Genomic DNA, 26,964 nt, shown 5'->3' on the forward strand with positions numbered 1-26,964 from the left:
CGCGCCTTCGAACGGCCTGGCAGGCGAGGGCCAGGAGGGCATGACAACAGCGGCTCAGTCATGGATCCTCAGTGCTTCCCGGGCGCGGGCGACCGCGGCCGCCACGGTCGCGTCGATGGTCGCCGCGCCGCTCTCCGCGATCGCGTCGCCCGGCCGCAGCGACGGGTCGGAACGCAGGCTCACCCGGCGCCCCTCGTAGTCGAAGTCGGTCTCGCCCTGGCCCACCAGCGTCCGGTGGTCGTCGGGGTGCAGCGTCACGATGATGTCGCCGGACTCGGGCACCGCGGACATCGCCCGGCGGATCGCGTCGGCGCCGCGGCGTTCCGGATCGTCCAGGGTGCGCCCGACGATCGCCTCGGCCAGCTCGAAGGCGTGCGTGAGCAGCACCTCCTGCAGCTCGGCGAAGGTCGGCATCAACTGGTTCTCCAGCGTGGTGATCGCCCGCCCGAGCGCGTTGACCGCCTGGGCGAGGGCCGCCGCACGGCGCTGCTCGTGGGCGTGTTCGGCGGCACGGGCGCGGTCCGTGGCCTCGTCCGCGACCGCTGCCGCCTCGCGCTGGCCCTGGGCCCACCCCTCGGCGTACCCGGCGGTCCGGGCCTGTTGTTTGGCCCGTTCCACCGCCGCGCTGTCCTCCGGCACCCCGTGGCGCAGGTCGACGGCGAACCGGGCGGCGGAGGCCTCGTCGGCCACCGTGCCGCGCAGCACCGGACGCTCAGGCGATGAGCTCATCGGCCTCGCCGCCGCGCTGCACCTCGATCTGGCCGGAGTCCTCGAGCGAGCGGATCACCGAGACGATCTTCGCCTGGGCCTCCTCGACCATCTTGACCTTGACCGGGCCGAGCAGGTCGATCTCCTCCAGCAGGTTCTCCCGGCCGCGCTCGGACAGGTTGCGGGTGACCTTGTCGCGGACCGTGTCCGGCACCCCCTTGAGGGCGGTGGCGAGGTCGGCCGGCTCGACCTGGCGCAGCACCAGCTGCACCGCGCGGTCCTCGAGGTTGACGACGTCCTCGAACATGAACATCCGGCGCCGGATCTCCTCGGCCAGCTCGGGACTCTTCGCGTCCAGGGCCTCCAGGATGAGTCGCTCGGTCGTACGGTCGGCGCGGTTGATGATCTCGACAAGCGGACCGAGACCACCGACCGTGGAGAGTTCGTCCGGCTGCAGCACGGTGGAGAGCTTGCGCTGCAACGCCTGCTCGACCTGACGGATGATCTCCGGCGAGGTCTGGTCCATCACCGCGATCCGGTGCGCGACCTCGGTCTGTACCTCGATCGACAGCCCGGCCAGGATCGACGACGCGAGCGCGGACGGGATGTGTGCCAATACCAGCGCGATGGTCTGCGGGTGCTCGTACTGCACGTACGAAAGCAGTTGCCGGGGGTCCGCGTGGCTGAGGAAGTTGAACGGGATGTCGTTCATCGAGGCTTCGAGCCGGTCCAGGATCAGCGCCGCGCGGTCCTTGCCGAGCGAGGATTCGAGCAGTTCGCGCGCGTAGTCCATGCCGCCGGCCCCGGCGTAGCGGGTGGTCGCCATCGCGTAGAACTCGTCCAGCACGTCGTCGACCTGGGTCGGTTCGAGCTTGCCGAGCCGGGCGATCTCGGCCGAGATCATCTCGACCTCTTTCTCGGACAGCTGGGACAGGATCTGCCCTGCCTGTTCCTTGCCGAACTGCACCAGCATGATCGCGGCTTTGCGTACGCCCGTCATCGACATCGTGGTGAGCGCCGGTGTGGTCAACGCGTACTCCCTCAGCCGTCAGTGAACGGTCAGTGCGTGCTGTCCGCGGCCAGCCAGCCGCGCAGAAGCACTGCCATCTCGTCAGGCTGATCTTTAACCATCTGCTCTATCTCGCGCTGGCGTTCTTCACGAGCCTGCACATTTGAGTCGTCCACGCCGGCCTCCAGCATCTGCGCCGGGATCGCCTGGTTGAGCTCGTTGAGGCGCTGGGCCTCCAACGCGGCCTGCATATCCTCGAGGTGCTTGCGTTCCGCGGGGGTCAGCGACTTACGGCGCTTGCCCTTGCGACTGGTGCGCCAGGCGAGGAACAGCAGGACCAGAACGAGCGCGGCCAGCCCGGCGGTCTTGTAGAGGGACTCCTGCTTGGCGTCCTTCGCGGCGGTGGTCTGCTCGGTGAGGGCCTTCTGGGCGGCCTGCGCGGCACTCTGGTCGAACGGCATGGAGCTGACCGCGATGGTGTCGCCGCGGGTCGCGTCGATGCCGGCGGCCGCGCTGACGAGCTGCTGCACCTGGGCCGGGTTGACGGAACCGGCGACCGTGCTGTCCAGCAGGACGGCGACCGACAGCTTGCGGATGCCGCCGGGCGCGTTCTTGCGGATCTCGTCCATCTGGTTGACCGCGTTCTGGCGCGCGTTCTGGGTGTTCTCGTACTGTCCGGGGCCGCTGCTGCCGGAGCCGGCGTTGTTACAGCCGGGTCCGGCGACGTTGTCCGGCCCCAGGACGCCACCCGCACAACCCTGGTCGCTGTTGTACGCCTCGCGGCTGTTGCTTTCCGAGAGCGCCGGCACCGACGGGTTCGCGTTGTACGTCCGGCTGGTCGTCTGGGTCTGGTCGAAGTCCAGGTCGGCGGTCGTGGTGACCACCGCGTGCCCGGGCCCGACCACGCTGTCCAGCATGGTCTGCAGGGACGTGTTCATCCGGTTCTGGAACTGGACGGTCTGCGACTCGTTGCCGCCGTCCGAGCCGGTACCGACGGCCGCACCACCGCCGGTCGACAGGATCTTGCCGTCCGCGCCGGCCACGGTGATCTGCGTCGGGTCCAGGCCCTCGACGCTCGAGGCCACCAGATGGACGATCGACTGCACCTGCTGGCCGCTCAGCGGTTTCGTGGTGCTCGAGGCGACCAGCACCGAGGCGGTCGGCTTGTCCTGGTCGTCGGCGAAGACGTCCTTCTGCGGGATGACCAGGTGCACGGTGGCCGCCTCGACCCCGTCGATCGACTTGATCGTGTTGCTGAGTTCGCCTTCCAGCGCCCGCTGGTAGTTCGTGTGCTGCATGAAGTCGCTGGTGGTGATGCCCTGCTGGTCGAGCAGCGCGTAACCGGTGCCGTCGTCGCCGGGCAGCCCCTCGCCGCTAAGCGACAGGCGCAGGTCGTTCACCTTGTCCTGCGGCACCAGAACGGTCTGACCATCGTTGGCCAGCTCGTACTTCGCGCCGGACTTCTGCAGCGAGTCGACGATCGCACTCGCGTCCTTGGTCGACAGATTGTTGAACAGGATCGCGTACGACGGCTTCGACGCCCAGGTGGCGAAGAAGTAACCGCCGATGATGAGTGCGAGCACCGCCGCGATCGTGACGGCCTTCTGTCCAGGGGTGAAGGACCGGAAGGCGTCCGTGATGCGGCGGACCGGGGCGGGAAGGCGGTCCGTCATCTCAGGCCTGCATCCTCATGATCTCTTGGAAGGCTTCCACGGCCTTGTTGCGTACGGCGAGCGTCAGCTGGAGTCCGAGGGAGGCCTCGTTGGCCGCCATCGTGTACTGGGCCGGGTCCTGCAGTGAGCCGTCCGCGGCCTTCTGCGCCAGCGTGTCGGCCTTGGCCTGCATGCCCTGCACGCTCTCCAGGCCGCGGGAGAGCATTCCGGCGAAGCTCTCGTCCGGGCCCTGCGGTTCGGTGGAGGGGGTGGTGCCGGTCAAGGCGCCGACCCCGCCGATCTTGTCGAGGCCCTCGACGCCCTTGACGCCGGAGAACCCGCTGATCGCACTGATGGGAGAGGTCATCGCTCAATCACTTCCCGAGGTTGATGGCGGCGGCGTACGAGTCCTTCGCCCGGTCCACCACCGCAAGGTTCGCCTGGTACGCGCGCTGGGCCATCATCATCTGGGCCATCTGGGAGCCCAGGTCGATATCCGGCCGGCGGACGTAGCCCTGGTTGTCCGCCAGCGGGTTCTGCGGGTCGTAGGTGAGGATGCCCTCGGCGCTGCCCAGGGCCACTCCGCCGACCTCCGCGCCGTTGCCGTCCGCGGCCTCCTGGGCCTTGATGTAACGAGCCTGGAAGGCGTTCTCCGAGGTGCGGCTGACGTTGTCGATGTTGGCGATGTTGTCCGAGACGGCGTCCAGCCACTTGCGGTAGACGGTGACGCCGGTGCTGGCGGTGCCGATCGCGTTGAACGTGCTCATCGTCAGGCCCCCTTGATCGCGTCCCGCAACATGCCGTACTTGCTGTCCAGCGCCCGCATGGTCAGCTGGTAGCGCATCGTCGTGTCGATGTGCGACATCGTCTCCTCGTCGAGGTTGACGTTGCTGCCGTTCAGGCGGGTCGGCTCGAGCGAGCTCTTGACCTCCGGCGCGACGCCGGCCGGCGACTCGCCGTGGCTGAGCGCGCCGTGCAGCGCGTCCTCGAACTCGACCTTACGAGCCCGGAAGCCCGGGGTCTCGATGTTCGCGATGTTGTTGGCGATGGCGTTCTGGCGGGCGGCCAGGCCGGCCACCGAGACGCGAAGTGCGGAGGTCGTGAGATCGTCGAACACAGCAGCTCCTCGGGGGTTGCAAGGGCGCCGATCCGTGGCATCTTCGGAGCGATCCGTCGCTCGTACCCTGCAGTTCGGCCCGGCCGCCGTCCCGCTGAGAGCGGAACGGTTGCCGGGAGGTTGCAGACGAAATCGTCTTACATGGCCCGGTCCACGTAGACGGGCCGTTTGACCGACTCGCCGGTCTCGATCCGGGACGTCGCGGCCAGCTGCTGCCGGTTAGCGGTGAGCCGGCGGGCGATCTCCTCGGCCGCCTTGAGCTGCCGGGTGAGGATCTCGTCGGCGCGCGGCTTCAGCTCCAGCGGCAGCGCGCCCAGCTCGGTCGGCGGCTTCCACAGGTCGGCCGGTGGCGTCTCGGCGTTGCGGTGCTCGTCCGCCAGCATCGCCTCGACGGTGCTCACGTCGAGCTCGAGCTCGTCGAGAGCGGTCGACCACGCGTCGTGCCAGCCGGTCATCGATCAGGCTCCCCAGTCACTCGCCGACCGCCGCGGCGGCCGCCTCTCGCCAGGAGTCGCGCAGTGGCTCGATCAGACCGCGGCAGACCGCGACCCGCTGCGGGTCCCGGGCGATGTTCGCCCCGATGAGCTCGGTGAGCAGATAGCCGTAGAGATTGGCCAGACCCGGCGCACCCGACCAGGCCTCGACGTCCAGGCTGATCCGGAGCTCCATCACGATCTCCTGGGCATGGGTGATCTTGTCGTGCGCCAGTTCGCGCTCCTCGGCGCGCATGGCCTCCTCGCCCTGCATGAGGTCGAGGATGAGCCGGTCGTACAGCATCAGCAGCAGCTTGGCGGGCGAGGCCGTGTTGATCGAGTCCTGGAGGTACCGGTCGCGCAGATGCGGAGAGCTCATCGGTTTCCTTCGGTCGGAGGGTGATCGGGTCAGCCGAGGCCGGCGAGCTGTCCGGAGAGCCAGTTGGACTGGTTCTTCAGCTTTCCGAGCGACACCTCGAGGTCCGAGTACGTCTTCTGGATCGCCACCCTCTTCGCGGCGAGGCGTACGTCCCAGTCGTTGATCTGGGTGTTGTAGCCGTCGATCTCGTCCTTGCGGCCGGTGATGACCGAGGTGAGGTTGGTCGTCTGGGTGGTGGCGAGCTTCTCGGTCTGGTCCGCGAAGGCGACGCTGGCCTGCTGGATGGCGGCCGGGTCGGCGTTGTAGCTCGCGGTGAACTTCTCCCGGTCGAACGTCAGCCGTCCGGTCTGGTCGAGCTGCATGCCCAGTTTCGCGAGGCTGCCGAACTTGATGTCCGGAAGCGGGTTGTCCTTCGTGGACTCGGGATCCGCGTACGTCAGACCTTTGCTGATGACGCTGAGGATGGACTGGGCCATGTTGCGTACCGAGAAGTCGCCGGTCAGCGGCGAGCCCTTGTTCGTCGACGGGTTGTACGCGGTCTGGCCCCGGATCTCGTCGAGCGTCGCGTTGGCGGCGTCCACCAGGGCCTGGAACTTGTCCGCGATGCCGCCGATGTCCTGGGTCGCCGCGACGGTGACGTTCTTCTCCTCCTTCGACACGGTCACCGAGACCCCGGTGAGCAGACCGGTGAAGGTGTTGGTGCTGCTGGTGACGTTGTAGCCGCCGGCCTCCTCGCCGCCACCGATGGTCAGCAGCGCGTTCTGGGCGCTCGCGACGTTGGTGGTGGCGGGGTCGAAGCCGCTCAGGGAGAAGGCGTTGTCGACGCCGGTCTTGGTGCCGCTGAGCTGGAGGATGTTCTGCGCGCCACCGGTGGTCACCACGGTCGCCTTGACCCCGATGCCCTTCGCGTTGATCGCGTCCATGACGCCCTTGGCCGTCTTGTCCTTGCTGACGTCGATCACGTAGTCCTTGCGCTTGGCGCTGTTGTCGACACCGTCGGCGTCGGCGGGACCGATCGTGACGGTGATCGAGTCGGCCGAGGTGATCGGCTGTGACGTGTCGACCTTCGCGGTCGTGATCTGGCTCTTGGCGAGGGCCGCGACGTCGAAGGTGGTGGTGCCGGCGGCGGTGTTGGTGCTGCCGGAGACCGCGATGGCGCTGACGCTCGACGAGGTGGAGGTGGCCTGGATCCCGCGCCAGGTGCTGAGCTGGCCGAGCGAGTCGGCAGCGCTCTTGAACGCGGAGACCCGGCTGTTGACCGACTGGTACGAGCTGACGGCGGTCTGGGCCGTGTTGACCTTGGCCTTGAGCCGGTCCTGCGGCGCCGCCTCGACCTGCATCAGCTGGTTGATCAGGGACGAGGTGCTGAGGCCGCTGACGAGGCCGTCCACCGAGCTGGAGGTCACCGGAACCTGCCTTCCCCGCGCGTATGCACGCGATGAAACGAGGGTGGGGGTAGCCGGCCCGGTTCGCCTGCTACCCCCACCTGTTCGGCTGTGTCGGAGCGAAATTCAGTTCGACGTGGTAGCGGTTCGGTTAGCGCAGCAGCGAGAGCACGTTCTGCGACGCCTGGTTCGCCTGCGACAGCATCGACGTGCCGGCCTGGGTCAGGATCTGGTTGCGGGTGTACTGCACCATTTCCTGGGCCATGTCGGTGTCGCGGATACGCGACTCGGAGGCGGACAGGTTCTCCACCGACACGTTCAGGTTGTTGATGACGTGCTCGAACCGGTTCTGGTACGCACCGAGCGAGGCGCGCTGGTCGGAGACCGTGGTGAGCGCCTTGTCCAGCACCGAGATCGCCGAGTCGGCGTCGCTGGTGAGGTCGATCGTGTCGGTGCCCAGCGCGTTCGCGTCGGTCTTGCCGATGGTGATCTGGATCTTCTCGGACTGGTTCGCGCCGACTTGGAACTGGCCGGTGTTGGAGTTCTGAACCGCGGACGATTGGCCGATGGGCACCGCCATGTTGGCGAGCGGCGTACCGGTGCCGTCCGCGGTCTGGAAGGCGCCGGTGCCGCCGACGGTGAACTTCGCGCCGCTACCGTCAGCGGCGACGCTGGCCGTCACGCTGACCTCGTTGCCGCTGAACGCCGGACCGTTGTAACCCTGGGCCTTGGCGCCCTGCAGCGCGGTCTTGATGCCCTTGTTGATCGACGCGGCGATGTCGGCCGCCGACGGTGGCGTGGTGGTGGTCTGCGGGACCGTCACGGTCAGGCCGGCGCCGCTGTTCAGCGTCGAGAGGTCGACGCCGTTGACCTGCTTGAGGTTGAAGGTGTTGCCGGCCGCGGCCAGCGCGGTCATCTTGGTGGGGTCGGTGATCGCGGTGCCCTGGCCGGAGCTCTGGGTGGTGCCGAAGGAGCCGTCGAGCAGCTTCGACTTGCCGAACGACGTGGTGGTGCCGATCCGGGTGAGCTCGGCGTTGAGCTGGGTGATCTCGGACTGCGCCGCGTCCTTGGCCGCCTTGTCGGTGGTGCCACCGTTGGCGGTCTGTACGGAGAGGTCGCGCATGCGCTGGAGGATCGAGGTGACCTCGTTGAGCGCGCCTTCAGCGGTTTGCGCGACGCTGATCCCGTCCTGCGTGTTGCGGACGGCGACCTTCATGCCGCCGATCTGGGAGCGCAGGCCCTCGGAGATCGACAGCCCGGCGGCGTCGTCGGCGGCCCGGTTGATCCGGAAACCGCTGGACAGCTTTTCCAGCGACTTCTGCATCTGGCCGTCGGTGACCGACAGGTTGCGGTAGGCGTTTTGCGCGGCGATGTTCTGGTTGATTCGGAGACCCATGGGTGTTTCCTCCTTGAGAGGGGTCTTTCCGGCTCATCCGTGAGCCGTGGCCTTGCGCCGATTCGGTCGGCGTTGGCGCCGACGACTTAGAAGCAGTCTCCGAAATTTCTTCGCGCTTTTCCGGCAAACCATCAGAAAGCCGTAAGTGCCCGATCGGGGGAAATCCCTCAGCGGCATGGCAGACGTGCCGACCTGTCCGAATGAGAGGGCATGTCGAAAGCGCTTGCCCGGCCGACGGCGAGACGGAGGACCAGGGTGAGCCTGACCGACCTGGCCAGCGTCCTGTGGCGTGCACGCGAGCTGCTCGAGATGCTGCTGTTCAAGCTCGAGGAGGAGCAGCTGTTGCTCGCCTCCAACCGCTCTCGCTGGCTCAGCCACGCCACCCGCGAGGTCGAGGTGGTCCTCGACCAGATCCGGCAGACGGAGGTCATCCGGGCCGCCTACTCGCAGGACGCCGCGGTCGAGCTCGGTCTCGCCCCGGACGCGTCGCTCGGCGCGCTGGCCGACGCCGCTCCGGCGCCCTGGTCCGACCTTCTGCACCAGCACCGCAAGGCGTTTCTGATGCTGACCTCCGAGATCAGCGCTCTCGCCGACGTGAACCGGGACCTGCTCACCGCCGGCCAGCGCGCGGCTCGCGAAACCATGCTCGCGTTCGCCGAAACTGTGGAAACGTACGGACCGCAGGGCCAGACCGTTTCCGGCGGCGTCCGCCGCTCCAGCCTGGTGGATGAGGCGATCTGATGGGCAGCACATTCGGCGGTATCAACACGGCGTTGACGTCCCTCTACGCGCAGCGGCGCGGCCTGGAGGTCTCGGGCCAGAACATCGCCAACGCGAACACCGAGGGCTATACCCGGCAGCAGATCACGTTGGAGGCGAAGGGCGCCAGCCGCAACCCGGGCGTCTATTCGACGACCGACGCGGTCGGCGCCGGCGTCGGCGTGCACTCGGTGGAACGGGGCCGCAGCGTCTACCTCGACGAGCGGGTGCGCACCGAGCACGCGAACTCGGCGTACCTGGCGACCCAGAAGACGTCGTACGGCGCGATCGAGGACGTCATGGCCGAACCCAGCGACACCGCGATCCAAGCGCGGATGCACGAGATGTGGGACTCCTGGAACGACGTCGCCAACAACTGGCAGGATCCGTCGACCCGGGCCGCGCTGATCGAGCGCAGCAACACGGTCGCGATCTCGCTCAACGACGCGCACACCTCGCTGTCCAACCAGTTCGACCAGGTGCACAACGGCATGGACACCTACGTCAACAAGGTCAACTCGCTGGCCACGTCGATCGCCGACATGAACCAGCAGATCGTCGTGGCCAAGCAGACCGGCCTGGAGGCCAACGAGCTCATGGACGCCCGCGACCGGCAGGTCATGGAGCTGTCCGAGCTGGCCGGCGCCAGCACGTCGCTCAAGCCCAACGGCTCGATGAACGTCTTCATCGGAAACGCCGCGGTGGTAAGCGATTTCACCGCGCGCAAGGTGGAGCTCACCGGCCCCACCACCCTCGATGGCATCAGCGACACCAGCAAGGTCATGCTGACCTGGCGCAACCCGGACGGCGCCGCCACCCCGGGCGGCACGATGGGCGCGATGCTCGACACCCTCAACGGCATCATCCCCGACGTTGCCGGCAAGCTCGACGGTGTCGCACAGAGCCTGATCAAGACGGTGAACGACGCGGTGCAGACGGGATTCGCCGCCGACGGCAGCACCAACGTGACCTTCTTCTCCGGTACCGGCGCCAAGGACGTGGCGGTGGCGGTGCCGACCGCGGACAAGGTGCCGTTCTCGTCGGCCGACCCGACGGCCACCCCGGTGCCACCGGCCACCGTTGCCTCGATCAACAACGACGTGGCCGACACGCTGGCCGGGATCGGCGCGGCCGGCACCGGCCCGGACGCCCAGTACCAGGAGATGATCGGAGCGCTCGGGGTCGCCTCGCAGGCGGCCGGCCGGCGCAGCGAGATCCAGGACTCGGTGACCGATCAGGTCGACAGCGACCAGGCCTCGGAGTCCGGGGTCAACCTGGACGAGGAGATGACCCACCTGCTGACCTTCCAGCGGGGATACGAGGCCGCGTCGCGGGTGCTCACCACGATCGACTCCATGTTGGACCAGCTGATCAACCGGACCGGTCTCGTCGGCCGCTGATCCGTTCCCGAAGAGGTAACCCATGACCATTCCCAGCCGGACCACCGCGGCCAGCGTGCAGAACCGGACGCTGGCCGACCTGCAGCGCGGAATGCAACGTGGACAGAAGATTCAGCAGCAGATCTCGAGCGGAAAAGCGATCAGCCGCCCGTCGGATTCGCCGACCGGTACCGTCACTTCTCTGCAATTGCGCGGAGAAGTGCGCGCGACGCAGCAGTATTCGCGCAACGCCGACGACGGAATGGGCTGGCTCGGCGTCATCCAGGACAATCTTCAGGACGCGTCGACCTCGGTTATCCGGGCCCGCGATCTGACCGTTCAGGCGCTCAACTCCACGGCCGGCACCCCGGAGGCTCGCGAGGCTTTCGCCTACGAGATCGACAACATCAAGGCATCGCTGATCGACCAGGCCAACGCCAAATACCTGAACCGGCCGGTGTTCGGCGGGACGACGGCCGGCGGGATCGCGTACGACAAGACCGGCGAGTATGTCGGGGACGGCAACGGCACCACGCGCAGCATCGGGCCGAACGCCCGGGTCCGCATCGAGACCACCGGTCCGGAGGCCTTCGGTGCCACCGGTAGCGACACCCAGCTCTTCACCGTCCTGACCAATCTTTCCAAGGCGATTCGGGACAACGACTCGTCCGCGCTGGACAGTGGTCTCGGCAAACTCGATACCGCCCATGATTTGCTGAAAACCACTCTTTCGGACGTTGGCGCCCGATACAATCGGGTTACGCAGATGAAGCAGTCCGCGGAGGATCATCTGTTGTCCGTGTCGTCGCAGCTGTCCGATATCGAGGATGTCGACCTGCCCAAGGCGATCATGGAACTGCAAATTCAGCAGACCTCGTATCAGGCCGCCCTGGCCGCCACGGCCAAGGTAATCCAGCCCTCGCTTATCGATTTCCTGAGGTGACCATGAGTACTCGCACCGCGAACCGACCGATTGAGGCCGCCACGTCGGACCCGCTGGACCTGCCGACCATCACCATGGCGGTCCCCATGCCGGGCTTCCCGGCGCACCGGGAGTTCGTCCTGGTGCGACTCAACGATGATGGCCTGCTCTACGCGTTCACGTCCGCCGAGGACCCCGAACTGCGCTTCCTTGTCGCTCCGCCGGAACCGTTCTTCCCGGACTACGCGCCGGAGATCGACAACGAGGTTCTCGCGCTGCTGAACACCAAGGACCCGGACCGTCTGCTGCTCCTGACGGTCATCACGGCCGGCGTCAACGAGACCACCGCGAACCTGCTGGCGCCGATCGTCGTGGACCGCGACAGCATGCGTGCCATGCAGGTGGTGCTCAGCGGCTCCGGGCTGCCGGTCCGCGCGACCATGAACCGGCCCTACTGACGTCTTGTCGCCGGCGCGGTCGCGCACCTCACGACCGCGCCTGATCGCGATGCTGTCCGTCCAGGGATGGAGGAGGCACCGACGATGCTGGTGCTCACCAGACGAGCCGGCGAGAGCGTGATGATCGGTAACGACGTGATCATCACGGTTCTCGAGGCCCGCGGAGACGTGATCCGGCTGGGAATCCAGGCGCCGCGCGACATCCAGGTGCATCGCGAAGAGGTCTATCGCGAGCTCCAGGCGGCCAACCGTGAAGCGGCCTCACCGGCCGACGACGCGGTGCAGGCGGTCACCAAGATGATCCAGCCGCCTACTTGATAACCAGGCCGCGCGCCCGCATGAAGGTGATCGGGCTGACCGCGTTCGCCGAGGTGGCCGGCGGCGCGTTCACGTGCACCTCGAAGTGCAGGTGCGGGCCGGACGACGAACCGGACGTCCCGACGTAGCCGAGGATCTGTCCCTTCGCGACGCGCTGCCCGACGACCACCGACGGGCGCCGGACCATGTGGCAGTAGCGGGTGACGATGTTGCCGGCATGCTGCACCTCGACGTACCAGCCACAGCCGGCGATGCCGCGGTTGCCGTCGACGTCGCAGGTGCCCTGGGAGACGTTGCAGACCACCCGGATCACCGAACCGGCCGAGGCCGCCCGGATCGGCGTGTTCCGCGTGGCACCCAGGTCGACGCCGGCGTGCGTCGGCCGCTGTGCCGTGTGGAAGCCGCTGACCAGCCCGGCCGCGACCGGCAGTTGCCACGCGCCGGACACCGGCGGCATCACCACGGGCGCGCTCGCGCACGCCGGGATCGGGAAACTGGCACGGCGGACGTAACCGTCCGAGACGTACGTGTTGTTCGCGAGGCGCAACCAGACGTCGGTGGTCCGTACCGCGCCGGTGATCCGGTCGCCCTTGATCTGGCACATGATCCAGACGGTCCCGCCGTTGGTCACCTCACCCAGCCGCTCGCCGGCCGACGACGGCGTACGCCGCATGTTCAACGGCGTCCCACCGGTCTGCGCGATGCCGGTTCCGGCGTACTTGGCGGCGGCCGCGGCGGGTGTGGTCGCGACGAGGCTGCCGCCGAGAACGGCCGCGGCGGCGAGCGCGGCGAGATAACGGGCTTTCACGGTTCCCCCTCCGGGCACGCGGATGCGTGCGCCCTCGAAGAAGGCTCCCGAGCGCCGGCTGCCGCCGAGTTCCCGCGCAGGGGCGGAACAGTTGCCGACGGAAATCGCGTAAACGGCACCCATGCCGTCGAACCGGACCAATGATGGGCTCAAAGGCATCTCCACAACCCTAGTGCCGTCCCCCGGCAGTCCGCAGATGACGTAGCGGAGGATCGATGTCGCGATTGGCGCAACTCGGCATAGCGAAGCGGCTGACCCTGATCGTGGTCACCGGCGCGGTGGCACTCGCCGCCATGGCGGTCATCGCGCTCATCGGCCAGGACCGGCTGGCCGATCAAGGCTCCTTGGTGTCCCGGCTGCAGAGCGGTCTCGCCGCGCTCAACCACCTGGACACCCGGCAGAGCGAACTCAAGGTGGACGCCTTCCGGGCGGCCCTCGGCCAGGACGTCACCCAGGACGTCGAGGACGACGTGCAGTCGTCCACCGAGGCGGCGGACGCGGTCGTCGCCGCTAACATGCCGGAGAACTTCGCGTCGGCGTTCGCGAAGTACCGCCCGGACTTCGTCGACTTCAGCGCCTTCATCAAAGACTTCGCCGCCGCCGCGAAGGCCGACGTGCGCTCGGTGTCCGGACGGCTCGGCGAGATCAACGAGCGCAACCACGTCACCGACGACGAGCTCGGCGGACTCGTGGACCAGGTGAGCGCCGCCGTCGCCCAGGAGGAGCGCGACATGGCCGCGACGATCCGGTCGACGAGGCTGCTCTCGGCCGGCATCGCGCTGGCCGGTCTCGCCCTGCTGATCCTGCTGGCCGTCCCGCTGGCCCGCTCGATCCTGCGGCCGGTGCGCACGCTGGGCACCGTGATCGAACGGCTCGCCCAGGGCGACCTCACCGGCCGCAGCGGCATCACCAGCCGCGACGAGCTCGGTCGCATGGCGTCCGGCCTGGACCACGCGCTCGACGCGATCCGCGGATCGCTGGACACCATCGGCCGCAACGCGGACGCGCTCGCCGCCGCGGCCGGCGAGCTGTCCGCGGTGGCCGGCCAGATCGCCGAGGCGGCCGCGAACACCGACCGGCAGACCTCGTCGGCGTCGGCCGAGGCCGAGGAGATCGCCCGCAACGTGCACTCGGTGGCGGCCGGTTCGGAACAGATGGGGCTGTCGATCCGGGAGATCTCGCAGAACACCAGTGAGGCCGCGAAGATCGCCGGGGTCGCGGTGGCCGAGGCGGCCCGGGCCACCGACACGATCCGCCAGCTCGGCGACTCGTCGAGCGAGATCGGCAACGTGATCAAGCTGATCACCTCGATCGCCGAGCAGACGAACCTGCTCGCGCTGAACGCGACCATCGAGGCCGCGCGGGCCGGCGAGGCGGGCAAGGGGTTCGCGGTGGTCGCCAGCGAGGTCAAGGATCTCGCGCAGGAGACCGCGAAGGCGACCGAGGACATCGGCACCCGGGTCACCGCGATCCAGCAGGACACCGGCGGGGCGGTCGAGGTGATCTCGCGGATCTCCGAGGTGATCGCGCAGATCAACGACTTCCAGACGACGATCGCCTCGGCCGTCGAGGAACAGACCGCCACCACCGGCGAGATGAGCCGCAGCATCGCCGAGGTCGCCAACGGCTCGGCCCGGATCGCGAACAACATCGCCGATGTCGCCTCGGCCAGCGCCACCTCGGTGCAGGGCGTCGAGCAGACCCGTACGGCGTCGAGCGATGTCGCCCGCACCGCCGACGAGCTGCGGCACCTCGTCGGCGCCTTCCGTCTCTAACCGGACTGCACCCGTGGCGGACCAGCGCCGATAACGCGGCGACCGCACTCTCTTGCCAGACGGGAAGTTCCCGTCCCTGAGCCGGGGAGTACTCGTGGGCGCTGAGCAGGACACGTTCACCGCGCTGGACCTGAGCGTGGACGCGCACGTGCACACCGGCTTCGCCGCGGGGCGGGACAGCGTCGGCGTGATCGTCGCGGCCGCCGACCAGGCCGGGCTCCGCTCGCTCACCTTCGCCGACCAGGTCGGTCCGGACACCGCGTGGCTGCCCGCGCTCGCCGACGCCGTCCGCCGGGCCCAGCGGCGTACCGAGATGACCCTGCGGGTCGCCGCCGAGGTCGAGGTCGTCCGGCCGGACGGCTGGCTCGACTGGCCGGCCGATCTGAGCAGCCTGGAGGCCGTCTCGGTCGCCGTCTCCCACCTGCCGCTCGGCCTCGAGATCCTGAACGTGCGCGAGGTACGCGCGATGCTTGCGACCGGCGAGCTGACCCCGGCCGCCGTCGCCGAGAACCTGGTCACCGCCACGATCAACGGCATCGAGCGAGCTTCCCGGTACGCCCCGGCCCAGCTCGCCCGTCCGTTCGGCCTGCTCGCTCAGGTCGGCCTGGACGACACCGTGCTGACCGCCGAGCTGATCGGCGCGCTCGCCACGGCCTGCCGCGAGACCGGTGCGCTCGTGGAGATCAGCGAGGCGTGGCGCTGTCCGTCCGCGCGGGTCGTCGCGACGCTGCGTGAAGCACACGTGGCTCTCGTGCCCGCGAGTGACGCCCGGTACGCGGCCGAAGTGGGCCGCTGGCAGTACCTGCTCCGCGTCTGACGGAAACCAAACGCGAAGAGTAATCATCTCCGTACTCTCGGTCTTGCCAAGCCTCACGACGGCAGGGAGAGATGCGATGAGCATGGTTCAGCAGGCCATCGAGGTGAGTGCGCCGCTGCACACGGTGTACGAACAACTCGCCGCGTTCGAGAACTACCCGAGCTTCATGAGCGGCGTCGAAGAGGTCACGGCGATCGGCCAGGACCAGACACATTGGATCATGAACCTGGACGGGAAGCGCCGCGAGTTCGACGCGAAAATAAACGAACGTTCGCTCGACGAACGGGTCTCCTGGTCGACCGTGGACGGCCCGCTGCTGGCCGAGACGATCACGGTGCGTCCGCTGGGCGAGACCAAGACGCAGGTGGTGGCCCAGCTCGAGGCGGACATCGCGTTTCTCATGCCCAGCGACCGGCACGGTCAGGCATCGCTGACCAAGCGGCTCAAGGCCGATCTGACCACGTTCAAGGGTCTCGTCGAACGCGGCGCGCTGGGTGGCGCCAGCACCAAGCAGCTGCCCTCGCCGGCGTCGGTGGCGGCCCGGATCCGCAACAAGCCGGCCCACCCGGGCGCGGGCTGGGGAACCAGCGCGGCCGAGCGCAGCAACGCCAGCCCGGCCAACCTGCCGCACCACGACATGACGGCCCAGCAGATGGGCACGAACGTGGACATCACCACCGCGCCCGGCATCCGGAGCGCGCACGACCTGGACAACGTCCTGGCCCCCGGCCGCCGGATCGCGAAGGCCGGCCCGGTCCGCGGTGGTGCCGGAAAGGCGCGGATGGGCGGCCGGAGCGACGCGCGGGACGCCTGGGGCGACGGCATGATCAACGAGGAGGACCGCGGCAGCTCCGGCCGCTAGTCACACGTGCGCGGCCGCCCAGCAGACGATCAGCTTCGCGCCGTGGGGCTCGGCATGCTCGTAACGCACCGAGCCCCCGTTCGCCTCGACCAGGTGCCGGACGATGAACAGACCCAGGCCGGCGCCGCGCTTGAGCCGGTCGAACGGGCTCGGTAGGAGATCCTCCGGGAGGCCCGGGCCGCGGTCACTGACGGTCAGCTCAACCATGTCGTCGCGCCGCAACGCGCGTACGGCAATGGGGGGTTTGCCGTAGGTCTCGGCGTTGGCCAGCAGGTTCTGCAGCACCGCCAGCAGGTGGGCGCGGTCGGCCAGCGCGGACAGGTCCTCGTCGATCTCGATGACCACGTCGCCGGACGCCACCGTCCGGACCGCCTCCAGCAGCGGCACCGGGGCCCGGCGTGCCGCGACCGCGCGCGGATCCAGGCGGAACAGCATCTGCAGGTCGTTCATCATCTTGATCAGACGCTGCGTGTTCCGGTCGATCTTCTGAGCCAATTCCAGCCGTACGTCGTCCGGCAGCTCATTCCAGTCGCCGGTCAGCAGCTCCGCGAGACTGGCGATCGAGCTGATCGGCTGCGCCACGTCGTGCGTGAGCATCGAGGTGAGATCGTTCTTGAACGTGAGAGCGGCCTCGAGCCGGGCATTCTCCGCGCGCAGACGCTCGTGGCCCGGCTCGGGCTCGGGGAACCGCCCCACGATTCGCACATAAGCCCCTCACTGGCGGAGAAGCCGAGCATAACGCGACGAATGCGGGTCAAGCGGTCACTTGCCCGCCCAGTCGAACCCGTCCTCGAGAACGATGCGGGCGCCCACGCCCAGGATCTCCTCGCGCAGCTTGTTGGCGTGGTGGCCGCAGAACGCCAGCTCGCCGCCGCTCGCCAGGGTGACCTCGAGCTTGGCGGCGGCGCTGCAGCGGTCGCAGCGCTCGTCGAGCGAGGAAGCGGTGGTGATCTCGGGCGACACCAGGGCGGTCATATCGCTCTCCTTGCTCGGTGACGGCGTCAGCGGTTCTGACAGCGGGTAGATCGGTTCTCGCCGGGGGGATCCTTAGCCTTCCCCTCGATCTTCCGGGGCGGTGGCACCGTGTCGAGGGCGTTGCAACCCAGGTGCAACCAGCTTTTGCAATTCCCCGGGCGGCCTCCGGTATGCCCGCCGGGCGATGTACGCCGAACCACACCCGGAGCAACCTCGCGCCGATAGCGTGAATCGCGAGTGGGCCGGGACGTCGTGGCCCATCGGCACCACGCTCACCGCAGGAGGACCCATGTCGCAGGAGTCCGCTTCCGAGGCGCGCCCCACCGTCCTGGTCGTCGACGACGAGGAGGACCTGCGCGACATCATCCACCGGATGCTCCAGCGTCGCGGCTTCGACACCCTGATCGCGGGCGACTCCCAGGAGGCCATCACGGTGCTCCGCGACCACCCCGGCAAGATCGACATCCTGGTCACCGACCTCGGCCTGCCGGGCGTCTCCGGCGGCGAGCTGTCCCGCGCGGCCACCGAGGTGCGCCCGGACATGCACGTCATCTACATCTCCGGGCTGCCCAAGGACATGGCGGTCGCCGAGGGCCTGATCGACGAGGACGCGCTGCTGGTGAAGAAGCCGTTCAGCAGCGAGTCGTTGCTGACGGCGCTGCGCTCCATCGCCGGCGCCTGACCTCTCCAGCTTTACGGCTCCAGCTTTACGGCCAGGGGACCGTCATCTCGCCGCGGCGCCAGCGGGCCGGGCCGTCCAGCACCGTCCAGCCCTCGTCGCGCATCCGGCGCACCGCGGCCATCCACCGCTGCCGCGGACCGAACGGGGTGGCCTCGCTCTCCCACGCCCGGCCCAGCGCGCTCAGCAGATCGTGCACCGGATGGCCGGGCACGTTGTGGTGGATCAGCGCCTTCGGCAGCCGCTCGGCGAACGTCGCCGGATGGTCCAGATCGGACAGTCGCGCCGACAGCGTCAGCGTCGACGGTTCCCCGTCGGTGACCACCGCCCAGGTCGCGATGCGGCCCAGCTCGTCGCAGGTGCCCTCGACCAGCAGCGCGCCGGTCGCGGTCATCTGCCGCCAGGCCGCGTCGACCTCGTCCTCGGGGTACTGCCGCAGCACGTTGAACGCGCGAACCACCACGGGCGTCAGGCCGGCGAGTTCGAATCCGCCCCGGCGGAACTCCAGGTGCGGCGGATCGGCGTACGGCTGGGCGTCGTGGACGCGTACCGGATCAATCTCGAGACCGACCACCGTGACGTCCGGGCGGACGGACGCCGCCAGGCGGCTGTGGAGTTCCACGGCCGTGACCGGCGTCGCGCCGTAACCCAGGTCGATGACCATGGGTTGCGCTGATCGCATCAGCAGATTCCCGCAGCGGTACGCGATGAAGTTGTCGACGCGACGCAACCGATTGGGGTTGGTCGTCCCCCGGGTGATCGCGCCGACAATTCTCACTCAGCTCTCCCGGTGAACCTTGTGCTGGGCCGCCTGGGCGAGCGGGCGGACCACCAGGCGGTCGATGTTGACGTGGTGTGGACGGGTCGCCGCGAACACGATGAGGTCGGCGATGTCCTCGGCCGTCAGCGGTTCCTTGACGCCCTGGTAGACCGCGTCCGCGCGGGCCTGGTCGCCGCCGAACCGCTTGAGCGAGAACTCGTCGGTGCGGACCATGCCCGGGTCGATCTCGATCACCCGGACCGGCTTTCCGACGATCTCCAGGCGAAGTGTCCCGACCAGGGCGGTCTGCGCGTGTTTGGCCGCCACATAACCCCCGCCGCCCTCGTACGGGACGAACGCCGCCGTCGACCCTACCGTCACGATCGTGCCGTTGCCGCTCGCGATTAACGCCGGCATCAGCGCCTTTGTCGTCCGGAGCGTGCCGAGGACGTTCACGTCGAACATCCATTGCCAGTCCTCGACCGAGCCGACCTCGATCTCGTCGAGACCGGCCGCCCCGCCCGCGTTGTTGACCAGCAGCGTGAGCGGGCCGTCCAGCCCCGCCACCACCTCGGCCAGCCGGGCCACCGACTCGTCCGAGGTCACGTCGGTTTCGACAGCCGTCGCGGACGATCCGATCTCCTTGACGAGCTCCGACAGACGGTCGGTGCGGCGGGCCGCCGCGATCACGTGGAAGCCTTGGGAGGCGAGCATTCGGGCGGTGGCCGCGCCGATTCCACTCGATGCTCCGGTCACGACTGCGTAGTTCACCATCGCTCCATCTTTGCGGATGACATGTGTCACCACGGGAACGAGGCATGGTGGTTCAGACGCTTCGCAAGGGGAAGATTGACAAGGACGTAACAAGTTAATGTGTGTTTTCCCCCACTTCGAGAGGATTAGTCGTGGCTGACTGGCCGACCCCGCGGCGCATCGCCACCCTTTCGGTTCACACTTCCCCCTTGGAACAACCGGGCATCGGCGACGCCGGCGGCATGAACGTCTACATCGTCGAGGTATCGAAACGGCTGGCCCGCCGCGGCGTCGAGGTGGAGATCTTCACCCGGGCGACGCGCAGTGGCCTTCCCAAGGTCGTCGAAATGGAACCGGGCGTCCTGGTGCGTCACGTGACCGCCGGGCCGTTCGAGGGCCTGAGCAAGGAAGATCTTCCGGCTCAGCTGTGCGCCTTCACCAACGGCGTGTTGCGTGCCGAGGCCGCCCGCCCGCCGGGCTACTACGACCTCATCCACTCGCATTACTGGCTTTCCGGACAGGTCGGCTGGCTCGCCCGCGAGCGGTGGGGCGTCGCGCACGTGCACACCGCGCACACTCTGGCGAAGGTGAAGAACCGGCTGATCGCCGACGGGGACCGGCCCGAGCCCAAGGCCCGCGTGATCGGCGAGGAGCAGGTGATCGCGGAATCCGACCGGCTGGTGGCGAACACCCGGTTCGAGGCGCAGGACCTCGTCTACCACTACGGCGCCGACCCGACCCGTACGACAGTGGTCCAGCCCGGTGTCGACCTCGACCGGTTCCGTCCCGGCCCGTCTGACCGGGACCGGCTCGGCCTGCCGCCCACCGGCGCGATCATCGCGTTCGTCGGCCGCATCCAGCCGCTCAAGGCGCCGGACGTGCTGGTCTCCGCGCTGGCCGTGATGAAAGCGACCACGTCCAGCGACGCGACGCTGGTGATCTGCGGCGGGCCCAGCGGCAGCGGCCTGGAACGGCCGTCCGCGCTGATGGAACTGGCGGCGTCGCTCGGCGTCAGCGACTCGGTGGTCTTCCTGCCGCCGCAATGCGCCGACAACCTGGCCGCGCTCTACCGCACCGCCGACCTGGTCGCGGTCCCGTCGTACAACGAATCGTTCGGGCTGGTCGCGCTCGAGGCCCAGGCGTGCGGCACCCCGGTCGTGGCGGCGTCGGTCGGCGGCCTGGTCACCGCGGTCCAGGACGGCACCAGCGGCGTGCTCGTCGACGGGCACGATCCGCGTGAGTGGGCCCGCGTGCTGGCCAAGCTGATCGAGGCACCCCGGCTGCGCCGGCTGCTGTCCAAGGGGGCCGTGGCGCACGCCACCGAGTTCTCCTGGGACCGCACGGCCGACGGCTTGATCCAGGTCTACGGTGAGGCGATGACCGAGCGCCGCGCCATGATCGCGGCCCGCCTGGAGAAGTGCTACGCATGGTGACCGAGTTGATCGAGCGGGTCCTCACCGACCGCGAGCTGGAGTGGGAACGCACCGGCCCGGACGCGTACGTGGTGACCCTGCCCGGCACCCACAAGCTCAAGACCGCGGTGAACCTGATCCTCGGCGAGCACGCGCTGCGCATCGAGGCGTTCGTGATGCGCCACCCGGACGAACGGCACGAAGAGCTCTGGGCGTGGATGCTGCGGCACAACGCCCGCATGTACGGCGTCTCGTTCTCCATCGACACCGTCGGCGACGTCTACCTCACCGGCCGCGTCTCGATCAAAAGCCTCGACGAGGACGAGCTCGACCGTTTGCTGGGGGCGGTTCTCACGTACGCCGACGAGTCGTTCGACACGATGCTGGAGATCGGATTCGGATCGTCAATCCGGCGCGAGTGGGAATGGCGGGTCAAACGCGGCGAATCGCTGGCCAATCTTCAAGCTTTCAAGCATCTGGCACCACCCGCCTCCTGAACGCCGCCGTTCCTCAATACCTGTTACCCATCAATGAAAATGTCCGTCTGGGGGAGCCCGGATGAGGGAGTCGTCATCCGCCGATCGGCCAGATGTCGGTGACTGTGACGGTCCAGACAGATGGCGGACAGCCAAGTGCCTTGTGAGGGTTGACCGGCCCAACTAGCGTAATCAATGGACGCCGAACCGTTAGTTCGGGGAACTGGTTGGCCAGCGATGGTCACCGCGGTCGGCGTTTGGGGACGGGTGGCATATGCCGTTGGGGGACGGCGCGACCCGAGACCGGCGGTTAGTGCGGGCGACGCCTATGGGGATGGGCGTCGTCCGCCGCCGCCGGCGCGAGAGTGCAGGGGCCGCGTGTCCGCGGAAAGCGCGGACCGTGGCCCTCTCTTCATTTCTGCCCGGGGGGCCGAGCCCCCTGGAACCCCACGATGTTGTGGTTGGCCTTGGCGGGTTGGTTGCGGTTTTTCCGGGGCTTCGCCCTCGCGACCAAAACCGCAACCCCCGCGATGCCGCAACGCCGCGATCCGCCGACCCCACAACCCCGCAACGCCGTGATCCCGCGATGCCGCGGTCCCGCAACGCCGTGATCCCGCAACGCCGTGATCCCGCAACGCCGTGATCCCGCAACGCCGTGATCCCGCAACGCCGTGATCCCGCGATGCCGATGCCGCGGTCCCGCAACGCCGTGACCCCGCAACGCCGTGATCCCGCAACGCCGTGACCCCGCGATGCCGTGATCCCGGGGTCCCGCGGCGCGCGCGCCCGCAGCCGCACGAACGCCATGCGCCGGCGCACCAACCCCCGCGAGCCCGTATCCCCGTGATCCGGTGACGCGCGAGCCCGCAACCGCCCGCGCCGGCTACCCCGCGATTCCGCAACGCGGCAACGCGGCAACGCGGTTGCGATCCCGCGACGGCGCGAGCCGGCAACTGCGAGAACGCCATAGCCGCGCGAGCTCACCAACCGCGCGATCCCGCAACCCGTGATCCGGCGACGCGCGAGCCCACAACCGCGCGCCCAGCGATCCCGCAACGCTGCGATTTCGCGAGCCGGCAACCGCGCGAGCCGGCAGCCGTGAGTTGGCAGCCGTGAGTTGGCAGCCGTGAGTTGGCAGCCGTGAGTTGGCAGCCGTGAGTTGGCAGCCGTGAGTTGGCAGCCGTGAGTTGGCAGCCGTGAGTCGGCAACCCGGTGATTCGGTGAACCCGCAAAGCGCGCGAAGCCCTTGAGTCGGCGCGGCCGTGTCGGCGGGTTAGGCGGTGGTGCCGGAAGAGCGCGGCCGTGGCGTTGTTCTTGAAGGCGTTCGTCGCATGCGGTCGGTCATCGGCTGCGACGCATCCGATTCCGGGGCCGCAGTCGGATTTTCGCGACCTTGGAGACTTATGGCTCGTATATGGGCGTAACTCTCCAAGGTCTCGACATTGGGCGCTAAACCCGTCGTACAAAAGCCGCTTAGGCCGACAAAACGACCGTCCAGAGAGGACGGTCGTCCACCATGCGGAACTGTTCAGCTGGTTCTCGCGCCGCTCACCCTCCGATGCGGTGGCCTTCCGCGGCGGACCTGAGGGCCGTCGCTGTGGGGAGCTGGGACGTTCCGGCCGTGACGGGTCCCCACACCCGTTGTGGGTCGCCACGGTGTGGGGAGCCGGAGCCTCCCTGCCGTCGCGACTCCCCACACGTGGGTGAGGGTGGCCGCGGTGTGGGGAGCCGGAGCCTCCCTGCCGTCGCGACTCCCCACACGTGGGTGAGGGTGGCCGCGGTGTGGGGAGCCACCGCCTCCCCGGCGTCGCGACTGCCCACACCGGGGTGGGGGGCGCCCACTGTGGGGAGTTGGGACCTGCCCGGGCCTGGCGGCGTCGCCTCGCACGGGACTCCCGGCCGACGGAACCAGCTGAACAGTTACAGCATGCAGACATCTGAGACCGAATAGTGAGAGCGATGGGGCTCGGGGGCGGCGCGGGCGCTTGGGGGCGGTCGAGGGGCTCGGGGGTGGCGGGGGCGGCCGAGGGGCTCGGGGTGGCGTGAGTTCTTTGGGGGCGGGCGAGGGCTCGGGGCGGCGCGGGCTCTTCGGGGTGGGCGAGGGCTCGGCGGTGGCGGGGGGCGGAGTTAGCTGGGGTGGGCGTCGGCGGTGGTGAGGGCGGTCTGGTCGCGGATGGTGGCGACTCGGCGTTCGCGGGGTGGGCCGGCGGCCAAGTGCAGGAGGGCCGCGGCTGCGCCCAAGAGGCCGATCAGCAGCCAGTGTGCGTTGCCCAGGTACTGCAGGCCGAGGCCGCCCAACGAGGGTGCCAAGAAGGAGGCCGCCGGAAATGTCAGGAAAAAGACGGCCTGGTAGCGGCCGCGCAGCAAAGGTGGTGCCAGCTCGGAATTGATCTCGGCGTTTGGCGGGGCGGCCAGCATGTTGCCGACCGTCCAGACCACGGCGGCGATCACGTAGGCGACCAGGGAGTCCGCAAGTGCGAGCAGCGCGAAGCCGATACCGTTCGCGAGCAGCGCGACGGCGAGCACCCGGTCCTTGCGGTGGCCGTCGATGAGCCGGGGCACGAACAGCTGCCCGACCACGATCAATGCGCCGCCCAGGGCCGCCACCACGCCGTACGCGGAAGGGCTGAGACCGTCGTCGCGCATGGCCAGCGGGACGATGGTGTTGTTCTGGCTGAAGATCAGCGCCTGCAGCAGCGTGAGCCCGACGAAGGCCAGGAAGATCCGGTCGGTCAGCGCGGTGGCCAGGCCCGCCGAACGGGCAGGACGAGCAGGCCGCCCCGCCGACCACTCAAACCGCCCGGGCCGGCCCGCGGGCCACCCAAACCGCCCGGGCCGGCCCGCGGGCCACCCAAACCGCCCAGATCGCCCGGCCGACCACCCAAAGCGTCTCGTCCAGCGCCCGGCCGACGCGGTGGGGACCTGGGCCGAACTGGTGCGGGTCAGGGTCTCGGGGACCTTCCACGCGATCAGCGCGCCGGCGATCAGCGTTGAGGTCGCGTCGATCAGGAACAAGCCCACGTAGCTCCACTGCGCCAGCAGTCCGGCCAGCAGGGACGCCGACGCGGTCCCCAAGTTGAACGCCCAGAACTGCAGGTTGAACGCGCGCGAGCGGCGCTCGGCCGGCACCACGTCGATGATCGCGGCGACGAATGCGGGGCTCGGGGCCGACTGGAGCAGGCCGAGCAGCAGGCACAAGCCGGCGATCACCACCAGGTTGCTGCTCAGCGCCAAGCCGGCCAGCACGACCGAGCAGAGGAAATGCGCGCCCAGCAACGTGTTCCGCCGGCCCCAGCGGTCGCTGAGCACGCCGCCGAGCAGTGTGCCGAGGATGCCGCCGATCCCGTACGTGCCGACGATGAGCCCGGCCATCGCGGTGCTCGCGCCCCGTTGCGCGGTCAGGTACAGCGAGAGGAAGAGGACCGCGAACCCGCCGACCCGGTTGATCAGGATGCCGGTCCAGAGGTACCAGTACGTCGCGGGCATGCCGCCTGCCGTGTCCCGGAGAAAACTCCGCACGGACCAACCTCCGTTAGGAAACTGTCTTAACGATTCCGTCGGGAAGGTTACTAGCGAGCGGCTGGGCCGCGTCGAGCGCCGGGCGGGAGACCAAGGTGCCCATGCGGCGGCGCCGGCTCGGCCCGGTCAGCAGGTGGCCGAGCGAGACGAGCACGCAGAGCAGGAAGCAGCCGAACCACAGCGCCGTGTTGCCTAAGTGCTGCTGGGTGAAGCCGCCGGCGACCGGGGCCAACGCCGTCCCGGCCGACCAGGACAGCGATTGCAGACCTTGGTAGCGGCCGCGCAGCAGAGCCGGCGAGAGCGATGCGACCGTGACCGCGTTGGACGGCGACTGCAGCATCTCGCCGAACGTCCAGATCACCACGGTGAGCGCGAAGAACCAGGCCGCGTGGGCGAACGCGACCAGTCCGAAGCCCACGCCGACGATCAGCGCCGCGATGGTGAGCACGCGCGCGCTGTCCCGGCCCTCGATCAGCCGTGGGATGAAGAGCTGGCCGAGCACGATCAGGATGCCGTTGACCGCGATCACCCAGCCGTAGGTCGCCGCGGAGAGGCCGTCCGCGGTCATCGCGATCGGCAGCGTCGACATGTGCTGCATCATCACGACGATGCCGCCGAGGCTGATCAGCAGGTAGGTGACGAAGACGCGGTCCCGCAAAGCAGTGCCCAGGCCGCCGGTCCGCACCCGGTCGCCAGACGCGGCCGAACGAGGGGGCCGCGTCTCGGCCAGGAAGATCAGACTGATCACCGCGGTGATCAGCGTGGTGCCCGCGTCGATCACGAACAGCAGCAGATAGTTCGCCCGAGCCGCGAACCCGGCCGCCACCGACGAGAACGCGAACCCGAGATTGACCGCCCAGTAGTTCAGGGAGAACGCCCGGACCCGGTCCCGGTCGCCGACGACGTCGATCATCATGGCCTGGAACGCCGGGCGCACGGCCTCGCTGCAGAAGCCGAGCAGCAGGGTCGCCAAGAGAATTTGCCAGTACGCGTGTGCGAAGCCCAGCGTGAGCATCAGAGCCGCGGCGCTGAACTGGGCGAGCAGCATGGTGGGCCGCCGTCCCCACCGGTCGGCCAGGACGCCGCCGACCGTGGTGCCGATCGCGCCGCCCACCCCGTACAGGCCGATCACCAGGCCGGCCTGGCTCTGTGAGAAGTGCCGCTGGCCGGTCAGGTAGATGGCCAGGAAGATGACGACGAAGGCGCCGAGCCGATTGATCAGTGTTCCGGTCCAGAGGAACCAGAACTGCCGGGGGAAGCCTCCCGCGGTCTGTCTGAACCATCCGCCCACGCCGCCCCCAGTAATTAGTGATCTCGATTTATCCCCTTACAAACTAGGTGCTGGCGCAAGCGATATTCCACGTGGCGGTCACCACGTGAGGGTGCTTACCGGCGCTCACAAGCGGCTGCGGCACTATGGACCGCATGACAGGGACTCTGGTGCTGCTGCGACACGGCAACAGCGAGTGGAACGCCAAGAACCTCTTCACCGGCTGGGTCGACGTGGACCTGGACGCCAAGGGCGAGGACGAGGCCCGGCGCGGCGCCGAGCTGCTGAAGGAGCACGGTGTCCTGCCGGATGTCGTGCACACCAGCGTCCTGCGCCGCGCGATCCGGACCGCCGAGATCACGCTGCACATCGTGGATCGGCACTGGATCCCAGTGAAGCGGTCGTGGCGGCTCAACGAGCGGCACTACGGCGCGCTGCAGGGCAAGGACAAGAAGCAGACCCTCGAGGAGTACGGCGAGGAGCAGTTCATGCTCTGGCGGCGGTCCTACGACGTGCCCCCGCCGCCGATCGAGAAGGGCTCGGAGTTCGCCCAGTTCGACGACCCGCGGTACGCGGCGCTCCCGCCCGAGCTCAAGCCCAGCGCGGAGTGCCTCAAGGACGTGCTGAACCGGGCACTGCCGTACTGGTACGACGAGATCGTCCCGGACCTGTGGGCGGGCAAGACGGTGCTGGTCGCGGCGCACGGCAACTCGCTGCGCGCGATCGTCAAGCACCTCGACGGGATCTCCGACGAGGCGATCGCGAAGCTGAACATCCCGACCGGCATCCCGCTGCGCTACGACCTCGACGAGGACCTGCGCCCGATCACGCCGGGCGGCGCGTACCTCGACCCGGAGGCGGCCAAGGAGGCCGCCGCCGCGGTCGCCAACCAGGGTCGCTGAT

The 26,964-nt window shown here is 68.7% G+C and carries 29 protein-coding genes; 12 read left to right on the forward strand and 17 right to left on the reverse strand.

Annotated elements, in window-relative coordinates; genetic code table 11:
• Positions 1–54: 54 nt before the first annotated feature.
• The 10 genes from HH310_RS03165 to HH310_RS44700 all read right to left on the reverse strand — a co-directional run bounded on the left by HH310_RS03165 (position 55) and on the right by HH310_RS44700 (position 8,119).
• Complete coding sequence (locus HH310_RS03165) at positions 55–729, reverse strand: FliH/SctL family protein (protein ID WP_211191690.1); 675 nt, start codon at positions 727–729, stop codon at positions 55–57.
• Positions 713–1,738, reverse strand: a complete 1,026-nt coding sequence (gene fliG, locus HH310_RS03170) for a flagellar motor switch protein FliG (protein WP_169173866.1) — start codon at positions 1,736–1,738, stop codon at positions 713–715. The genes HH310_RS03165 and fliG overlap by 17 nt, the downstream gene beginning before the upstream one ends.
• Positions 1,739–1,767: 29 nt before the next feature.
• The gene (fliF, locus tag HH310_RS03175) at positions 1,768–3,390 is read right to left on the reverse strand and encodes a flagellar basal-body MS-ring/collar protein FliF (RefSeq protein WP_169173867.1); all 1,623 of its coding nucleotides are present in this window, start codon (positions 3,388–3,390) and stop codon (positions 1,768–1,770) included.
• Position 3,391: 1 nt separating this feature from the next.
• Positions 3,392–3,736 (reverse strand): flagellar hook-basal body complex protein FliE, encoded by a 345-nt coding sequence (gene fliE, locus HH310_RS03180; RefSeq protein WP_169173868.1) that lies wholly within the window; start codon positions 3,734–3,736, stop codon positions 3,392–3,394.
• A 7-nt stretch (positions 3,737–3,743) separates the two neighbouring features.
• Positions 3,744–4,136, reverse strand: a complete 393-nt coding sequence (locus HH310_RS03185; protein WP_169173869.1) for a flagellar basal body rod protein FlgC — start codon at positions 4,134–4,136, stop codon at positions 3,744–3,746.
• A 2-nt stretch (positions 4,137–4,138) separates the two neighbouring features.
• Positions 4,139–4,486 carry a flagellar basal body rod protein FlgB gene (gene flgB, locus HH310_RS03190; RefSeq protein WP_169173870.1) on the reverse strand — a complete coding sequence of 116 codons (348 nt, stop codon included), beginning with the start codon at positions 4,484–4,486 and terminating at the stop codon, positions 4,139–4,141.
• A gap of 137 nt (positions 4,487–4,623) precedes the next feature.
• Entirely contained in the window at positions 4,624–4,941 is a 318-nt protein-coding gene (locus HH310_RS03195; protein WP_169173871.1) for a hypothetical protein, read from the reverse strand.
• 16 nt (positions 4,942–4,957) lie between these two features.
• On the reverse strand, positions 4,958–5,338 hold the full coding sequence (gene fliS, locus HH310_RS03200) for a flagellar export chaperone FliS (RefSeq protein ID WP_169173872.1): 381 nt from the start codon (positions 5,336–5,338) through the stop codon (positions 4,958–4,960).
• A 29-nt stretch (positions 5,339–5,367) separates the two neighbouring features.
• Positions 5,368–6,744, reverse strand: coding sequence for a flagellar filament capping protein FliD (gene fliD / locus HH310_RS45205; protein ID WP_169173873.1), 1,377 nt, complete (start codon positions 6,742–6,744; stop codon positions 5,368–5,370).
• Between the two features lie 130 nt (positions 6,745–6,874).
• Positions 6,875–8,119: a flagellin gene (locus HH310_RS44700; RefSeq protein ID WP_169173874.1), complete on the reverse strand. Its 1,245-nt coding sequence runs from the start codon at positions 8,117–8,119 to the stop codon at positions 6,875–6,877.
• A 255-nt stretch (positions 8,120–8,374) separates the two neighbouring features.
• On the opposite strand from HH310_RS44700, the gene HH310_RS03215 reads away from it, so the two are divergent.
• The 5 genes from HH310_RS03215 to csrA all read left to right on the forward strand — a co-directional run bounded on the left by HH310_RS03215 (position 8,375) and on the right by csrA (position 11,955).
• On the forward strand, positions 8,375–8,860 hold the full coding sequence (locus HH310_RS03215) for a flagellar protein FlgN (protein WP_169173875.1): 486 nt from the start codon (positions 8,375–8,377) through the stop codon (positions 8,858–8,860).
• Entirely contained in the window at positions 8,860–10,278 is a 1,419-nt protein-coding gene (gene flgK, locus HH310_RS03220) for a flagellar hook-associated protein FlgK (RefSeq protein WP_169173876.1), read from the forward strand. The genes HH310_RS03215 and flgK overlap by 1 nt, the downstream gene beginning before the upstream one ends.
• A gap of 22 nt (positions 10,279–10,300) precedes the next feature.
• On the forward strand, positions 10,301–11,200 hold the full coding sequence (locus HH310_RS03225) for a flagellin (RefSeq protein ID WP_169173877.1): 900 nt from the start codon (positions 10,301–10,303) through the stop codon (positions 11,198–11,200).
• 2 nt (positions 11,201–11,202) lie between these two features.
• A complete protein-coding gene (fliW, locus tag HH310_RS03230) occupies positions 11,203–11,637 on the forward strand; it encodes a flagellar assembly protein FliW (protein ID WP_169173878.1) in 435 nt (144 codons plus the stop codon).
• Positions 11,638–11,721: 84 nt separating this feature from the next.
• Complete coding sequence (gene csrA, locus HH310_RS03235; protein WP_169173879.1) at positions 11,722–11,955, forward strand: carbon storage regulator CsrA; 234 nt, start codon at positions 11,722–11,724, stop codon at positions 11,953–11,955.
• On the opposite strand, the gene HH310_RS45210 is transcribed toward csrA, so the two are convergent.
• On the reverse strand, positions 11,948–12,763 hold the full coding sequence (locus HH310_RS45210) for a peptidoglycan DD-metalloendopeptidase family protein (protein WP_312033796.1): 816 nt from the start codon (positions 12,761–12,763) through the stop codon (positions 11,948–11,950). The genes csrA and HH310_RS45210 overlap by 8 nt on opposite strands.
• 215 nt (positions 12,764–12,978) lie before the next feature.
• Between HH310_RS45210 and HH310_RS03245 the strand changes: the two genes are divergently transcribed.
• The 3 genes from HH310_RS03245 (at position 12,979) to HH310_RS03255 (ending at position 16,217) form a co-directional block, all read left to right on the forward strand.
• On the forward strand, positions 12,979–14,538 hold the full coding sequence (locus HH310_RS03245) for a methyl-accepting chemotaxis protein (protein WP_169173881.1): 1,560 nt from the start codon (positions 12,979–12,981) through the stop codon (positions 14,536–14,538).
• Positions 14,539–14,632: 94 nt separating this feature from the next.
• A complete protein-coding gene (locus HH310_RS03250) occupies positions 14,633–15,355 on the forward strand; it encodes a hydrolase (RefSeq protein ID WP_169173882.1) in 723 nt (240 codons plus the stop codon).
• Positions 15,356–15,431: 76 nt separating this feature from the next.
• Positions 15,432–16,217 carry an SRPBCC family protein gene (locus tag HH310_RS03255; protein ID WP_248293658.1) on the forward strand — a complete coding sequence of 262 codons (786 nt, stop codon included), beginning with the start codon at positions 15,432–15,434 and terminating at the stop codon, positions 16,215–16,217.
• Here HH310_RS03255 and HH310_RS03260 read toward each other — a convergent pair whose 3' ends face one another.
• Entirely contained in the window at positions 16,218–16,922 is a 705-nt protein-coding gene (locus HH310_RS03260) for a HAMP domain-containing sensor histidine kinase (RefSeq protein ID WP_312033797.1), read from the reverse strand. It abuts the gene before it with no gap.
• Between the two features lie 57 nt (positions 16,923–16,979).
• Positions 16,980–17,192, reverse strand: a complete 213-nt coding sequence (locus tag HH310_RS03265) for a hypothetical protein (protein ID WP_169173883.1) — start codon at positions 17,190–17,192, stop codon at positions 16,980–16,982.
• Between the two features lie 289 nt (positions 17,193–17,481).
• Here HH310_RS03265 and HH310_RS03270 point away from each other — a divergent pair, with 289 nt between their 5' ends.
• Positions 17,482–17,874, forward strand: coding sequence for a response regulator (locus HH310_RS03270; protein WP_169173884.1), 393 nt, complete (start codon positions 17,482–17,484; stop codon positions 17,872–17,874).
• 25 nt (positions 17,875–17,899) lie between these two features.
• Here the strand turns inward: HH310_RS03270 and HH310_RS03275 are convergent, their stop codons facing one another.
• A complete protein-coding gene (locus HH310_RS03275; protein ID WP_169173885.1) occupies positions 17,900–18,649 on the reverse strand; it encodes a class I SAM-dependent methyltransferase in 750 nt (249 codons plus the stop codon).
• On the reverse strand, positions 18,650–19,405 hold the full coding sequence (locus tag HH310_RS03280) for an SDR family oxidoreductase (protein WP_169173886.1): 756 nt from the start codon (positions 19,403–19,405) through the stop codon (positions 18,650–18,652).
• 131 nt (positions 19,406–19,536) lie between these two features.
• Here HH310_RS03280 and mshA point away from each other — a divergent pair, with 131 nt between their 5' ends.
• Both mshA and HH310_RS03290 read left to right on the forward strand, forming a co-directional pair.
• Positions 19,537–20,817, forward strand: a complete 1,281-nt coding sequence (gene mshA / locus HH310_RS03285) for a D-inositol-3-phosphate glycosyltransferase (protein WP_312033798.1) — start codon at positions 19,537–19,539, stop codon at positions 20,815–20,817.
• Complete coding sequence (locus HH310_RS03290) at positions 20,811–21,293, forward strand: YbjN domain-containing protein (protein ID WP_169173888.1); 483 nt, start codon at positions 20,811–20,813, stop codon at positions 21,291–21,293. The genes mshA and HH310_RS03290 overlap by 7 nt, the downstream gene beginning before the upstream one ends.
• A 2,106-nt stretch (positions 21,294–23,399) precedes the next feature.
• Here the strand turns inward: HH310_RS03290 and HH310_RS03295 are convergent.
• Both HH310_RS03295 and HH310_RS03300 read right to left on the reverse strand, forming a co-directional pair.
• A complete protein-coding gene (locus HH310_RS03295; RefSeq protein ID WP_312033799.1) occupies positions 23,400–24,791 on the reverse strand; it encodes an MFS transporter in 1,392 nt (463 codons plus the stop codon).
• Between the two features lie 13 nt (positions 24,792–24,804).
• Positions 24,805–26,082: an MFS transporter gene (locus tag HH310_RS03300; RefSeq protein ID WP_169173889.1), complete on the reverse strand. Its 1,278-nt coding sequence runs from the start codon at positions 26,080–26,082 to the stop codon at positions 24,805–24,807.
• Between the two features lie 134 nt (positions 26,083–26,216).
• On the opposite strand from HH310_RS03300, the gene HH310_RS03305 reads away from it, so the two are divergent.
• On the forward strand, positions 26,217–26,963 hold the full coding sequence (locus HH310_RS03305; RefSeq protein WP_248293659.1) for a phosphoglyceromutase: 747 nt from the start codon (positions 26,217–26,219) through the stop codon (positions 26,961–26,963).
• The last annotated feature ends 1 nt before the right edge of the window (position 26,964 follow it).

Source organism: Actinoplanes sp. TBRC 11911, assembly GCF_012933445.1.
Taxonomy (GTDB): domain Bacteria; phylum Actinomycetota; class Actinomycetes; order Mycobacteriales; family Micromonosporaceae; genus Actinoplanes.

Excerpts from the sequence above, each read along its gene's own strand:
- csrA (WP_169173879.1), top strand. The coding sequence starts at position 11,722 with ATGCTGGTGCTCACCAGACGAGCCGGCGAGAGCGTGATGATCGGTAAC.
- HH310_RS03280 (WP_169173886.1), bottom strand. The coding sequence starts at position 19,405 with ATGGTGAACTACGCAGTCGTGACCGGAGCATCGAGTGGAATCGGCGCG.
- fliW (WP_169173878.1), top strand. The coding sequence starts at position 11,203 with ATGAGTACTCGCACCGCGAACCGACCGATTGAGGCCGCCACGTCGGAC.
- flgK (WP_169173876.1), top strand. The coding sequence starts at position 8,860 with ATGGGCAGCACATTCGGCGGTATCAACACGGCGTTGACGTCCCTCTAC.
- fliF (WP_169173867.1), bottom strand. The coding sequence starts at position 3,390 with ATGACGGACCGCCTTCCCGCCCCGGTCCGCCGCATCACGGACGCCTTC.
- HH310_RS03225 (WP_169173877.1), top strand. The coding sequence starts at position 10,301 with ATGACCATTCCCAGCCGGACCACCGCGGCCAGCGTGCAGAACCGGACG.
- HH310_RS03195 (WP_169173871.1), bottom strand. The coding sequence starts at position 4,941 with ATGACCGGCTGGCACGACGCGTGGTCGACCGCTCTCGACGAGCTCGAG.
- HH310_RS03255 (WP_248293658.1), top strand. The coding sequence starts at position 15,432 with ATGAGCATGGTTCAGCAGGCCATCGAGGTGAGTGCGCCGCTGCACACG.
- HH310_RS03185 (WP_169173869.1), bottom strand. The coding sequence starts at position 4,136 with ATGAGCACGTTCAACGCGATCGGCACCGCCAGCACCGGCGTCACCGTC.
- HH310_RS03290 (WP_169173888.1), top strand. The coding sequence starts at position 20,811 with ATGGTGACCGAGTTGATCGAGCGGGTCCTCACCGACCGCGAGCTGGAG.
- HH310_RS03165 (WP_211191690.1), bottom strand. The coding sequence starts at position 729 with ATGAGCTCATCGCCTGAGCGTCCGGTGCTGCGCGGCACGGTGGCCGAC.
- HH310_RS03270 (WP_169173884.1), top strand. The coding sequence starts at position 17,482 with ATGTCGCAGGAGTCCGCTTCCGAGGCGCGCCCCACCGTCCTGGTCGTC.
- HH310_RS03245 (WP_169173881.1), top strand. The coding sequence starts at position 12,979 with ATGTCGCGATTGGCGCAACTCGGCATAGCGAAGCGGCTGACCCTGATC.
- HH310_RS03265 (WP_169173883.1), bottom strand. The coding sequence starts at position 17,192 with ATGACCGCCCTGGTGTCGCCCGAGATCACCACCGCTTCCTCGCTCGAC.
- HH310_RS03305 (WP_248293659.1), top strand. The coding sequence starts at position 26,217 with ATGACAGGGACTCTGGTGCTGCTGCGACACGGCAACAGCGAGTGGAAC.
- HH310_RS44700 (WP_169173874.1), bottom strand. The coding sequence starts at position 8,119 with ATGGGTCTCCGAATCAACCAGAACATCGCCGCGCAAAACGCCTACCGC.
- fliE (WP_169173868.1), bottom strand. The coding sequence starts at position 3,736 with ATGACCTCTCCCATCAGTGCGATCAGCGGGTTCTCCGGCGTCAAGGGC.
- fliS (WP_169173872.1), bottom strand. The coding sequence starts at position 5,338 with ATGAGCTCTCCGCATCTGCGCGACCGGTACCTCCAGGACTCGATCAAC.